The organism is Rhodopila globiformis (genome assembly GCF_002937115.1).
Classification (GTDB): Bacteria; Pseudomonadota; Alphaproteobacteria; order Acetobacterales; family Acetobacteraceae; genus Rhodopila; species Rhodopila globiformis.
Genome location: NZ_NHRY01000243.1, coordinates 41,580 through 53,298 on the forward strand (window position 1 = coordinate 41,580; position 11,719 = coordinate 53,298).

The 11,719-nt window shown below is 62.7% G+C and carries 14 protein-coding genes; all 14 read right to left on the minus strand.

Annotated elements, in window-relative coordinates:
- Nucleotides 1-9: 9 nt before the first annotated feature.
- Entirely contained in the window at nucleotides 10-1,080 is a 1,071-nt protein-coding gene (locus CCS01_RS24665; RefSeq protein WP_104521419.1) for a GSCFA domain-containing protein, read from the minus strand.
- The gene (locus tag CCS01_RS24670; RefSeq protein ID WP_104521420.1) at nucleotides 1,077-1,859 is read right to left on the minus strand and encodes a hypothetical protein; all 783 of its coding nucleotides are present in this window, start codon (nucleotides 1,857-1,859) and stop codon (nucleotides 1,077-1,079) included. Before CCS01_RS24670 ends, CCS01_RS24665 begins: the two co-directional genes overlap by 4 nt.
- 98 nt (nucleotides 1,860-1,957) lie before the next feature.
- On the minus strand, nucleotides 1,958-2,962 hold the full coding sequence (locus tag CCS01_RS24675; protein WP_146101949.1) for a tetratricopeptide repeat protein: 1,005 nt from the start codon (nucleotides 2,960-2,962) through the stop codon (nucleotides 1,958-1,960).
- A 315-nt stretch (nucleotides 2,963-3,277) separates the two neighbouring features.
- Nucleotides 3,278-3,886, minus strand: coding sequence for a class I SAM-dependent methyltransferase (locus CCS01_RS24680; protein WP_104521422.1), 609 nt, complete (start codon nucleotides 3,884-3,886; stop codon nucleotides 3,278-3,280).
- Between the two features lie 180 nt (nucleotides 3,887-4,066).
- Complete coding sequence (locus CCS01_RS24685; RefSeq protein ID WP_104521423.1) at nucleotides 4,067-5,209, minus strand: amidohydrolase family protein; 1,143 nt, start codon at nucleotides 5,207-5,209, stop codon at nucleotides 4,067-4,069.
- The gene (locus tag CCS01_RS24690; RefSeq protein ID WP_104521424.1) at nucleotides 5,206-6,279 is read right to left on the minus strand and encodes an amidohydrolase family protein; all 1,074 of its coding nucleotides are present in this window, start codon (nucleotides 6,277-6,279) and stop codon (nucleotides 5,206-5,208) included. The genes CCS01_RS24685 and CCS01_RS24690 overlap by 4 nt, the downstream gene beginning before the upstream one ends.
- Nucleotides 6,276-6,593, minus strand: coding sequence for a non-heme iron oxygenase ferredoxin subunit (locus CCS01_RS24695; protein WP_104521425.1), 318 nt, complete (start codon nucleotides 6,591-6,593; stop codon nucleotides 6,276-6,278). The genes CCS01_RS24690 and CCS01_RS24695 overlap by 4 nt, the downstream gene beginning before the upstream one ends.
- A 73-nt stretch (nucleotides 6,594-6,666) precedes the next feature.
- Complete coding sequence (locus tag CCS01_RS24700) at nucleotides 6,667-7,449, minus strand: SDR family oxidoreductase (protein WP_104521426.1); 783 nt, start codon at nucleotides 7,447-7,449, stop codon at nucleotides 6,667-6,669.
- A gap of 57 nt (nucleotides 7,450-7,506) precedes the next feature.
- A complete protein-coding gene (locus CCS01_RS24705) occupies nucleotides 7,507-7,893 on the minus strand; it encodes a type II toxin-antitoxin system VapC family toxin (RefSeq protein ID WP_204848424.1) in 387 nt (128 codons plus the stop codon).
- On the minus strand, nucleotides 7,874-8,236 hold the full coding sequence (locus CCS01_RS24710) for an AbrB/MazE/SpoVT family DNA-binding domain-containing protein (RefSeq protein WP_239992383.1): 363 nt from the start codon (nucleotides 8,234-8,236) through the stop codon (nucleotides 7,874-7,876). The genes CCS01_RS24705 and CCS01_RS24710 overlap by 20 nt, the downstream gene beginning before the upstream one ends.
- Nucleotides 8,173-9,102 (minus strand): amidohydrolase family protein, encoded by a 930-nt coding sequence (locus tag CCS01_RS24715; RefSeq protein WP_104521429.1) that lies wholly within the window; start codon nucleotides 9,100-9,102, stop codon nucleotides 8,173-8,175. The genes CCS01_RS24710 and CCS01_RS24715 overlap by 64 nt, the downstream gene beginning before the upstream one ends.
- Nucleotides 9,103-9,128: 26 nt before the next feature.
- The gene (locus CCS01_RS24720; protein WP_104521430.1) at nucleotides 9,129-9,575 is read right to left on the minus strand and encodes an aromatic-ring-hydroxylating dioxygenase subunit beta; all 447 of its coding nucleotides are present in this window, start codon (nucleotides 9,573-9,575) and stop codon (nucleotides 9,129-9,131) included.
- A 4-nt stretch (nucleotides 9,576-9,579) separates the two neighbouring features.
- Nucleotides 9,580-10,812 (minus strand): aromatic ring-hydroxylating oxygenase subunit alpha, encoded by a 1,233-nt coding sequence (locus CCS01_RS24725; protein WP_204848425.1) that lies wholly within the window; start codon nucleotides 10,810-10,812, stop codon nucleotides 9,580-9,582.
- A 68-nt stretch (nucleotides 10,813-10,880) separates the two neighbouring features.
- On the minus strand, nucleotides 10,881-11,321 hold the full coding sequence (locus CCS01_RS24730; protein ID WP_158258583.1) for a type II toxin-antitoxin system RatA family toxin: 441 nt from the start codon (nucleotides 11,319-11,321) through the stop codon (nucleotides 10,881-10,883).
- Nucleotides 11,322-11,719 lie beyond the last annotated feature (398 nt).

An 11,719-nucleotide genomic window follows, 5' to 3' on the forward strand; every position in this document is an offset into this window, starting at 1 on the left:
GCCGTTTCGTTAGCGGTCCAGAGCTTCCTCGTCGCACATGACGGCGATGGCTTCGCCGATGGCAATCTCTTGTTCGGACGACATGGCCTGGGAATCCTTCCGGACAGGAGGTGCCTCCGGCACGGCCTGCGCATAATGTTGCATGAACAGTTCCATGACCCGGCTGACGCCTTCCTCGGTCACCGACCGAAGATCAGCCGCGAAGTATTTGCCACGGGCATGCTGGCCCGTGATGATTTCATAGGACGGAAAATAGGCGATATTCTCATCCTTGTCCGCAATCTCCTGCGCGGCGACGCGCAGGACGGACTTCGAGTAGGTTGTCGAGACGATCACGCTTCTGTCCGCGGCCGTGGCAACCAGAGGAACAGGTGAGACGGTCAGGATAAAGCGGCTTGCCGGATTACGGACCCGGATGAATTCGATTGCTTCGCGCAGATCCGCACAGACCTCGGCCACGGTCAGGTTCACAAACCGGTGGCGTCGCTCATCGAAGGTCCCGCCCGCTACGCCCGGACAGACGGGATATACGGAACCGTCCTCCTCCGAGGCCCAGGTTTCCGTCAGCCCGAGCGTGAAGACAAAAACATCCAGTTCCTCGATAGCCCGCCGAACCGCCGCAAAATGCTGCTGTCGATCAGCAAGGTATTCGGCGAGAGATGCAAAGCCGTCGGGCTGTATCTGAGGGCGATATGGATCGACGAGAGAGCCGTTCTTTTTGTGCCAGACATCTTCCACCGGCTGAAACAGGCCATAGGCCCGCTTCAGAAGCTGAAGAAGCTGGCGCGACGTATAGATGTTGCCATATCTCGCCGTGAACAGACCGTATCCGTATTCGGCAGCCAGATTTCCGGGAATAACCGGATTTTCTCTTTCAGAGACGAAATAGTTGAAGCCTGACATGGCCAGGTGTCTTGCGATATGCTGCGCAAAGCAGCTTCCGGCGGTCGCCACGCGATCCATCTGGTTGATGTGGAACTTGCCCCGTACAACCGGATCGACCTTGTCGGCGGGGACTTCAGCGACCGAGCGCTTCCAGAAACTCGCTGCGGGAAGGTTCCGATAGGGATGATCGCTCACGACGAGGCTCCTTCAACCAAACCTTCACAGAGGACGCCGCTGATCTGCTGCAGCAGCGCCTTGCCGTAGTTTATGTTGCCGTGAAACAAATCGCTTCGGAATTCCGGCCGCAGAAACCCGCCTGGATCGAAAGACGCATATGGTGGCTCAAGAAACCGAATGCGGTTGCTTTGATAGAGCGTCCGAAGCGCCAGCGTGTGCAGCTTCCATATCCGTTGACGCCAAGGGGCAGGTGGCAGACCAAATCTTTCGATAGTCTCCGCGATCTCTGCATGCTTGGTGTCTGTTTGCAGGATCTGCCGCACGTCTTCCGCCGGCGGTGGCGGACAGCACGCAAGCGACGCGTCCGGCAGGCAGTGCCTTATCCTGGGGATAAAATTCCCGATAAGCTCGTACCGTAGCAGGGTTGCCTTGAGCATCAGGTCAAACGGGATGATCTCATAGGCGTGGTTCGCGGCCGTGTCTTGGTCGCCAGGGAAGAAGCAGTCGTAGTATTTCTCCGGTACGGTAAGCCCTGTGAGTATGATCTGCTCTCCTTGCAGCATCATGACAACCAGGTCGGGCCTGAGCTCGACAATAATGTCGGTCAGTTCGCGCTCGATCTCAGGGTTATACTGCCAGGTCTTGTCAATCTTCACGATGTGTGGACGATCGTTCCGTAGGAACTGATATGTGGTCAGTTCATAGGACAGATCCGAGGTGCGTTTCTGCTGCTCGTATGCCGCAATGAGCGGACCCAGGTGACTATGACCAAACGCGAAGACTCTTCGAGCAGTCATGGCGATTCATGCCTTTCTGAATTGGAGCGGTCGCCACCTCTGCCAGCATCAATGAAATAATGCCCGAGTATACCTTGCGACGCGGCCGCGAGCAAGGCTCAGGCTCGGCATTGGCCATGCAACTGTGCCAGTAATCGCGTGGACTCTGAAGTTCGTCCCAGCGCCGCCAGCGCCGCCGCCCCAAGCTCATAGCCCTCGCGACACGCCGGAAAACAGGCTCGTAGCGTGGACCAGCGTTGGTCGGCCAACGCGAAGTCGCCCGCACGATGCGCCAGCAATGCGTACTCCTTGAGGCAGACAGGATCGTCCGGGATTCTATCTATGCCTTCAAGCAGGACAGCCTCGATTTGTTCGCGATCTGCAACTCTTGCCAGAACCGGAAGGCTGGAAACATAGCCAACCGCCCGCTGCGGAAATCGTTTGCGAACCACCGCCCATCGAGAGGCTGCCTCTTCCCAGTCGCCTTTGCCTTCCGATATACGAGCAAACTGCAACCAGATCAGCATTTCAGCGCTGAACTTGTGCAATCTGCTTGAAAGCAGGCTTTCGGCCTCTTCGTATCGACCAAGCATTGTCAGTGCGCTGGCCGCACCCGCGGCTCCGGCTACGTGGCCATGAACCTCGTCCACATAGGTCCACCGCTCCAACGCCGCGAGCCAATCCTTTCTCCTCTCGGCAAGCTTCGCGTACTCAATCCTCATGCCAACGTCGTGTGGCAGCGCATTGAGCCCCTTTGCGATGACCGTCTCGGCTTCCGTGAAGCGATTCATCAAGCTTAGGCTTGCGGCGGCTGTCCGGTAACCGACAGTACTTCGTGGATATTTTCTGTATAATACTGTCGCGCGCTGAAATGCTTCGTCCAGGTTGCCGCGTTCGTACGCGACCTGTGCCGCCCCTTCCGCGAAGCGGGCATCGTTGGGATACCGGTCATGACCCGCCTTCATCAGCGCTTCAATATCGTCGTAGCGTTGCAGGCGGAACAGGAGCTTCAGCGCCAGATCGGATTTCACGGCTTCATCCGGAAACACCGCACGGGCATGGTCCCATATCTCTGCGGCCCGCTTCGGCTGATCCCGGTCCAGCACTTCCAGTGCTTCAATCATGCGGTTCCTGAACGCCCAGTGACCTTCGACGCGCTCGGACCTTTCCATCGAACGTAGCTCGCGCATCGTCCGGTATCGCTGGAGGATCTCGGTGACAGAGCTTGGCCAGTTCATTCCCGCCTCTGTTCGATGGCTTGCTCAGCATTCCAGCACATGTCCAGGCGGAGGGAAAAGTTCCGAAGCCTGCCCTGACGGGGAACGTTCTTTGGAATTCTCGAGCCAACCTAGGAGAAAGGCAGGGATTTCCTTGTAAGGCAACCAACTCGATCCGGTTGATCGAATGTTCCGCAGAACCATCCCCTTGTTCAGGACCCGTCAGGCCCGGTTCACGACATTTCCGAAACGACACCCATTGGCAAAAATCATGCCCGTTTTGGCCAGATATATCGCGCCCTCACGCTGGGCCAGGGCACGGATGCGTCGGGTATCCTCAGACATAAGACGACACCCGCGCTGCGTCAGATGGTCGATCCAGTACTCCGATGGCTGCAGGTTGACGTGGTGATGTCCGTCCTGACCAGGAACAGCATGCGTCATAAGAATGAACTTGCCGGTCATCAGGGTGCCCAGCAGGTTTTCGAGGTACTCTTCTTCGATATGCTCGACAACTTCCTGGCAGTGAACAAGATCAACGCTGGTCAAGATGGGACCCTTGGTCAGGTCATGTTGAATGGCAGGATACAGCGACGATGTTACGCTATCTTTCAGCCCTTCGACCGCCAGGACCCGGACGCCCTTCTTGAACATGTAATCACTCGCATTGCCACAACCGCTGCCAATATCAAGTGCCGAGCCGATGCAGAAGCGGCTGAGGACATAGTCCCATACCAGAGGCGCATACGTGAACGGATCCCCCGCCGTAATGCTGCCGCCCAGATGCGGGGCTGAGGCAGACTTAGCGAATTCGAGGCCAACGTAGCTCATGCATCGTCCCTCATGTTGGTGACGGAATTACGCCAAAGTATGGTCTTAAATGCGACGCATAGTTCGATGTCAACACGAAAGCCATCGCTCTTGCGGAAATTCGTTTGTCGCACGCCAACTCTGCCGCGCCTACCCTGGATCGATGGCGGAGAATTCAGCGAATGCGGCATTGCTCACAGATCAGCCGGCGATCTCGATCGATCCCCTGTAGACGCGCCGCGCATTCTCCATGAACACCCCCCGCCGCTGCGCTTCCGTCATCCTGAACGGCAGCGCATGCGCGGGATCATCGAAATCCCAGTGCGGATAATCCGTCGCGAACAGCACGCGGTCCCAGCCGATCCAATCGATCGCCTCGGCCAGATGCATCCGCGGCTCCGGCTCCTCGATCGGCTGCGTGGTGAACCACACGTTCGTGCGGATATACTCCGACGGCGCCCGCTTCAGCCCCGGCACCTCCTGCTTCAGCTTCCGCCACTGTCGATCCAGCCGCCAGCCCAGCGCCGCGGCCCAGGCCAGGCCGCCTTCGACCAGCACCACCCGCAGCTTCGGGATCGCCTCGAACACGCCTTCCAGGATCATGCTGGTCAGCAGCGCCTGTTGCGAGGCCGAGTGGCCGACCATCTCCTCAATGTAGTAGCTGCCCCAGCCGCCGGCGGTGTTCGGCCAGCCGCCGTTGCCGAACGCATGTATCCCCACCGCCAGATCGGCCGCAGCCGCCGCCTCATAGATCGGCCAGTAGCGCCGCTGGCCCAAAGGCTCCGCCGTGCGGCTCAGCAGCAGAACCTGCGAGAATTCCCGGTCGTCCGCCCGGGCCTCGATCTCCTTCACAGATGCTGCGGCGTCCTCGTACGGGATCACCACTGACCCGCGCAGCCGCGGCTCCTGCGACGTCCACTCCGCCTTCTGCCATTCATTCGTTGCATGCGCAATTGCCGCGGACAGCCCCGGATTCGTCGCCCCCTGGCCGCTGGTCAGCGGATTCAGGATGCCCAGCGCCACATTGTTCGGGTCGAGGTGCTGCTGCGCCATGAAGCGCAAATCGCTGCCGGGCGAGCCGCCGTCGGGCAGGAACGCGTCCCGCCGGCACGCCTGCGGCTGGTTCTTCGGATAGGCAGCGCCTTTTTCCCACGGCTGGCGGTAGGTGATGCCGAATGCCTCGACATGCTCAATCCAGCGCTGCGACAAATATGGATACAGCGACTTGCTGACCCCGCCGATGCCCACGCCGGCCGGGCGCGGATGGATGTCGCAATCGGCGATCGCCATTTTGGTTGACGACACGATCGGGGCGGCCGAGCGGTTCAGGACGTCCACATTCATGGCGTTGTCTCCCTGTCGTTGAGTCGAACATAGGTCCGCAGCGGGTTCTCCGCCATTATTTTTCGCGCAATGCTTGCATCCAGCCCCGCGGGCAGCGCATCCGTGCCATCGAACTGCCAGTGCGGATAATCCGTCGAGAACAGCAGCATCTCGTCCGAGCCGACATGCTCCATCAGCCGCATCACCGACGCTGCATCCGGTGGCGCATCAAATGGTTGCAACGTCAACCGCACCCGTTCCCGCACGATGGAACTGGGCGGATCCGCCACCCATGGGATCTCGCTGCGCAGTCCCTTCCAGAATTTCGTCAGCCGCCACATCCAGGCCGGCAGCCAGGACACGCCTGATTCCATCAGCACAACGGTCAGCGACGGAAACTTGGCGAACACGCCTTCGGCGATCAGGCTGGTCAGTTGCGATTGAAACGCCGTTGCCTGGTTGACGTATTCCTCGGTGAACGTCGTCGGCCAGCCCACCGGCGTCATCGGATGGCGGTACATCGAGCCCGCATGAATCCCCACCGGCAGCCCATGCCGTTCCGCCGCCGCATAGATCGGCCAGTTCTGCCGCCTCCCCAGCGTCACCTCCGAGCCCACCAGCAGCAGCACCTGAACGAACCGCTTATCGGCTGCACAACGATTGATTTCGTCAACCGCCAGCTCGGCATTCTGCATCGGCACGACGATCGAAGCGCGCAGCCGGGGATCGCGGTCCAGCCACTCCCGCGCGATCCAGTCGTTCAGCGCCCGGCTCATCGCCACGCCCAGGTCCTCGCTGTACTGCGCCTGCACGCCGTACAGGCAGTTGCAGATCGCCAGCCGCGTGCCGAACGGGTCCAGCGCCTGCCGCCCCAGCGTTGCCGCATCCATCGCGGTGCGGCCGGACTCGTCGCGCCAGTCCTGTCGGAAGCTCAACGGATTGCGCGTCGGGTAGCTGATCGTCGTCAGGCCCTCGATGCCGCGCCGGACCACCGCTTCCTGCCAGTGATCGTCCAGGTACGGCAGCAACGCCTTGATGTCCGGGACGACCGGATGGACGTCGCAATCGATCGGGGCTGGGCGGTCGCTCATCCCGGCAACTGCACCAGCACGTCGTCGCCCTCGACCTTCACCGGATAGACGGGGATGTCCTCGTCTGCCGGCGCGCTCAGCGCCTTGCCGGTGCGCACGTCGAACTGCGCGGCGTGCAGCGGGCACTCGATGCAGCCGTTCTCCAGCCAGCCGTCCGACAGCAGGGCGTATTCGTGCGAGCAGACGTTGGAGGTGGCATGAAACTCGCCGCCGGGCAGGTGATACAGCGCCACGTCCTTGTCGCCGACGCGCACGCCCAGGACGGCATTTTCGGCGATGTCGCTTTTCGCGGCAACGCGTACCCAATCACCCATCATCCTCTCCTTGCGGTTGTTGCCACCAGCATGCCAGCGGATTTCGTTCAGGCCAAATCCGGCCCTTCGTCCATCAGAACACTGCTCCCCGGTTGGCCGCGCCGCCGTCGATGGTGATGATCGTTCCGGTTGTGTAGGCCGAAACGTCCGAGGCCAGGAACGCGACCATCGCGCCGATTTCCTCCGGCTTTCCCGCACGGCCCATCGGCAATGGTTTCATCAGCTCTTCCCAGCGGTTTTCGTCGCCAAGCCGCGCCTGCGCCCACGTTCTCATCAGCCCGAGCAGCCGGTCGGTGGCGATCGCGCCGGGGTTGATGCCGACGACGCGCAGCCCGTCGTCGCCGGCGGACCCGCCCAGCGCCCGGGTGAACGCCATCAGCCCGGCATTGCCGGTGGAGCCGGCGATGTAGCCGGGGTCCATCTTCTCCCCGGCCATACCCAGGATGTTGATGATCACCCCGCGGCCGCGCGCTTTCATTGCGGTATAGAAACCGCGGCACATGTTGATGTAGCCGAACACCTTCAGGTCCCAGGCGGTGCGCCAGCGCGCCTCGTCAATCGCCCACAGGTCGCCGCCGGGGATCGCGCCGGCGTTGTTCACCAGGATGTCGATGTCCGGATGTTCCGCCACCAGCCGATGGACGTTCCGGCTGTCGGACAGGTCATAGGCATGAATCCGCACCCCGACGTTGTGCCGCCCGGCGATCCGTTGCCGCGCCGCCTCCAGATCGGCCTCGGTGCGGGAGACCAGGATGACATTGACGCCCTCAGCCGCCAGGCATTCCGCGCTGGCAAAGCCGATGCCCTTGGAGGCGCCGGTGATCAGCGCCGTCCGGCCGCGAAGCTGCAGATCCATTGCCGTTTCCTCGCCGTTATCCGCCAAGGGATAAAGCGCCCGGCCGGTTGCGGCAAATCAGGGCTCGGAAACGGCTATCCCCGCTGTGGTGGCGCCCTTGATCAGCCCGAGGTCGAACGTCACGAACCGTTCTGCTGTCCGCCCGGACGCAAGGTGCAGCGCGTCGGCGAAATCCAGGTTCGCGCGGTTCCATTCCAGCGCCTGCCGCACCGCCGGTTCATCCTCGCACCGCACATTGGGCAGCGACAGCAACGACTCGAAGGCGCGGATGATCGGCAGGCGCTCCAGCCGGTACAGCCGCCGCAGCACCCATTCGGCTTCCAGCAGCACCGTTTTCGGCAGGAAGACCGTCTCGGTTTCAAACAGCCGGCGGGCCTGTTCCGTCTGCCGCGGCTCGTCCGCCGTCAGCAGGCGGACGATGATGTTAGTATCGGCCGCGATCACGGCGGTCGCGCAACTCAGCGGCGATGGCGTCATCCATCTCTGCGATGCTGCGCGCCGAACCTTTCACCGGCAGGCAGCCGACCACATCCTCCAGCCGGCTGGGCTGGCCTTTCCGGATCGGCCGCAGCAGTACGCCGTCGCCGGTATTCTCGACCGAAAAATCGGTGCCGGGCCCCCAGCGATGCGTATCCCGCACCGCCTTGGGCAGGATGATCTGGCCTTTCGAGGAGAGCCGGGTGGTTTCCATGCTCATCGAGGTAAGGCGTGGTAAGATGTATGTCAAGCCTTCGGCGGCAATGTGATCCGGTAGAATGCCAAGGCATTGTCGGCAAACAGCTTGCACTGATCCTCCGGCGGCAGGCCGGCGGTGACGTCCTTGAACTGCGTGTAGATCCAGTTCCAACTCGCCTTGACCCCGTCCACCGGATAGTTCGAGGCGAACATGCACCGATCCACGCCGAACATGCCGATGGTCTCACGGATCACCGCGCCGTTGACTTGCAACGTCCAGGGCTGTCCCTTAACCGTCAGGCCGGAGATCTTGCACCAGACATGCGGGCAGGACGCCAGCGCCTCCATTCCCCGCCGCCACACCGCAAGCTGCTCCTTCGAGCGGTCCAGCGGATAGCCGGTGTGGTTCAGCACGATACGCAGCCCGGGATGCTCGCGGCAGACTTCGGCGGCTTCCTCCAGATGGTACCACGGCACGCGCAGGTCCCAGGACAGGCCGTATTTCGCCAGCAGGCCCAGGCCCTTGCGCCAGGCCGGGTCTTGCAGGCTGCGCTTTTCGCCGCGCACGGACTCCCCGGGTCCTGACGCGATCACCGGCTTGGTGCGGATGCCGCGGACCAGCGGATTGGCCGCCTGTGCCGCGATGATCTCCTCGGCGTCCGGCGTATCGACCCAGGCGTGGGCGACGATGGCGTTCGGCATCCCGGTCTCCGCCGCGATGCGGGTCAGCCATTCGGTTTCCGCGAGTTGCTGGCTGCGGTCGGCCTCGGCCTCGATGTGGACGGTAGCGATGACGGTGTGCAGGGCCGTGTCGCGGCGGTACTCGGCTGGCAGGTAGCTGCGCCGCAGGCGGGAATAGTCGCCCAGCCAGAGGTGCTCGCCACTCGCCAGCCAGGGGTAGCGTAACGCGCCCTCCAGGTTCCACAGGTGGTGGTGGGCATCGACAATCGGCAGGTCCTTGTCCGTCTCGACCGGCAAAGCGGGGTCCTCCCAAAGCCGCGCGGTTACAGCGGAATCGCGACCAGCGTATCGAAATGCGAGGAATCGCAGATGACGATCCGTTTGGCGAAGCGCAGCAGACCGTTCTCGTCATGCAGCCGATCGCGGTAGCGGCCGGCGGCGAACAGGTCCATCCGTCCGTCGCGCATCGTCCGCACCACGAGGAACGGCGTCTCGGCGGAGGCGGAGCCGGTCAGCCGCGGCGTGCCGACGATGTGGCGGTAGGTCTGCCGCTCATAGACATTCGCCCGCCGCAAGGCCACCACCCGATCGGCCAGCATCGCCCGGCTGTCGGCATAGACAATGCCGGCTTCGTTGCCGTCCCGCAGATTGTCGGCCGAGGTGATCTTGTAGAGGCACGCCTCGCGGAAGAAGCCCGGCCATTCCTCCAGGCGATCGTCGTCGATGGCGGCGGCGTATTCGGCGTTCAGGGCGGCGATACGGGACAGCATGCCATTACATCCCCATCATCGATCGCCACAGCTTCCAGAAGCCGCGGATGGCGGTCTCGGTCGCCCGCGTGTCCTGGCTTTCCGTCCCGGCGCCGCCCATTTCCATCAGGGATGACGCATTCGCCGCCACCGCGGCGCCGCGCTCGACGAAGTTGCCGATACAACCATCCTCCATGGAAACGAACCCGGCCGGCCCGGCGAGGTTCAACTGCTTCAACCGGCGCCGCCGCAGGTCCGGCGGATCGTCGGCATAGCCCAGGTAGATCCAGTTCAGGTCGGTGCGGTCCACGCCGCGCGGCACGAACTGGCGGATCGCCAGGACATTATAGGTGCGCTGCATGGCGAAACTCGGGAACACCGACACGATCTGCTGCCGCACCCGGTCGCCGTGCTCGTCCACCGCGTCCAGCAGGCTGGGATCGGCCAGGCGCAGCCCGTCATCCACCGAGCGCATCCCGTCATAGGCGGTGTCGGTCTCTTGTTCCGGCGCCAGCGTGGTGGAGACGTGGCAGCCGCCGTTTGCACTGACGCTGACGCCGCCGCCCTGGCTGAGGCGGTTGATGCGGAAGGTGGCGAAGAACACGTGCAGCAGGCTGGCGTGGTAGGTATCGCGCACGTTCTCGGCGTACAGCTTCCAGTTGTTCGGCAGGACTTCGGTGAACCGGCCAATGACGGTCAGGGGTCGCGAAGCGTTGATCCGCAGCGCTGCCAGGACCTCCGGCCCCAGATAGGTTTCGATGTCCGGTGTGCGATCACAGGCCGTGCCGAACACCAGGCCACTGACGGTGGCGATGCGCAGCTTGCGGGTGACGTGTTCCTCTGGCCGGAAGCTGTCCGGCATGCCGCCCTTGCCGTTGACGCCCTTGCGGAAGGCGACGGATTTCAGCGTGCCGTCCAGGCCGTAGCGCCAGGCGTGATAGACGCAGGTGAAATCGCGTGCGTGGCCGGCATTGTCGAAGCAGATCAGCGAACCGCGGTGCAGGCAGCGGTTCTCGAACGCCGCGATCGTTCCGCTTTCCGTTCGAGCCACCACCACCGGCATGCGGCCAACGAAGGTGGTGCGCCAGTCGCCGGGGTTCGGGATGTCGGCCTCGAGGCACAGGTAGTTCCAGACGGGACCCTCGAAGACGTCCCGCTGTTCATGGTCCAGAAGCGCCGGGTCCTGATACACATGGAAGGGCACCCGGGTCAGGCCGTTCCGCGTGGTGCTGGACGGATGCAGGCTTGTCTGGTCCAAGCGATCCTCCCGTGGTTTTGCGGGAGAGGCTAGACCCCGGGACGGATGCTGACAAACCCGGCGTCGTTTCAGCGTGCCGGACCGTAAAGCTGCCCGGCCCGCGTCTCGAAGCCCTTCACCGTCGTCGCCAGCATCTCCGGCAGGGCCGCGCCCAATCCCAGGCGCAGCAGGCCTGAACGGACCTCATAGGTGGCATGGCACCCGAGGCGCGTGCCGCCGGATGCGATGGGCGTGAAATGCCACGCCTGGTCGAACATGCCGAACAGCGAGTCGTGGCAGACGACGCGCAGGCGCGTTGGCGGCTCCAGCAGCGCGCGGGTGCTGAATTTCAGCCGCAGAAATCCGAGGCGGACGACCTGCTCAACCCACAGTGTGTTGTCCTTCCGCCGCCGGATGCGGGCGGAGGCGAGATGATGCAGGAATTGCGGATAGCTTTCGATGTCGGCGACGAGGGCGAAGATCTGCTGCGGAGGATAGGGCAGATCGACCTGTGCGTGGTAGGTCGCCATGTCATCGCGGCCTGTAAACGATTCGGCGCTCTGGGCCATGCGCACTGACGGCCTTATATTGCCTTATCGTTATGACTTGTGACGAATTTCCCAGGTAAAGGCTGGGGAAGCCGCTCCCCACGCTTTTGACTGGAATGACACGTATTAAATTGGGGGCAGCGCCGTCACGTTTGCCGGACGTCGCATCAATTTCTACGTTGCAACATAACCAATTCTCTGCCGCTTTGGCCGTACCGAGTAAATATCCCCCGGCAGAGCCGGGGGCTTTATAGTGTTGGCCGCTCAAAGCGGCCGGGCGGGTCGCTGACGCGGCCCGTTGAGTGTGAGCCGCTCAAAGCGGCAAGCGGGACCGCTAACGCGGTCCCGGGTTCAGTTGGCCACTAAAGTGGCCGGTTCAG

Bases quoted from the DNA above. Each gene is read 5' to 3' on its own strand.
- CCS01_RS24675 (WP_146101949.1), bottom strand. From the start codon at position 2,962: ATGATTGAAGCACTGGAAGTGCTGGACCGGGATCAGCCGAAGCGGGCC.
- CCS01_RS24700 (WP_104521426.1), bottom strand. From the start codon at position 7,449: ATGGATCTGCAGCTTCGCGGCCGGACGGCGCTGATCACCGGCGCCTCC.
- CCS01_RS24695 (WP_104521425.1), bottom strand. From the start codon at position 6,593: ATGGGTGATTGGGTACGCGTTGCCGCGAAAAGCGACATCGCCGAAAAT.
- CCS01_RS24720 (WP_104521430.1), bottom strand. From the start codon at position 9,575: ATGCTGTCCCGTATCGCCGCCCTGAACGCCGAATACGCCGCCGCCATC.
- CCS01_RS24670 (WP_104521420.1), bottom strand. From the start codon at position 1,859: ATGACTGCTCGAAGAGTCTTCGCGTTTGGTCATAGTCACCTGGGTCCG.
- CCS01_RS24685 (WP_104521423.1), bottom strand. From the start codon at position 5,209: ATGAATGTGGACGTCCTGAACCGCTCGGCCGCCCCGATCGTGTCGTCA.
- CCS01_RS24690 (WP_104521424.1), bottom strand. From the start codon at position 6,279: ATGAGCGACCGCCCAGCCCCGATCGATTGCGACGTCCATCCGGTCGTC.
- CCS01_RS24680 (WP_104521422.1), bottom strand. From the start codon at position 3,886: ATGAGCTACGTTGGCCTCGAATTCGCTAAGTCTGCCTCAGCCCCGCAT.
- CCS01_RS24730 (WP_158258583.1), bottom strand. From the start codon at position 11,321: ATGGCGACCTACCACGCACAGGTCGATCTGCCCTATCCTCCGCAGCAG.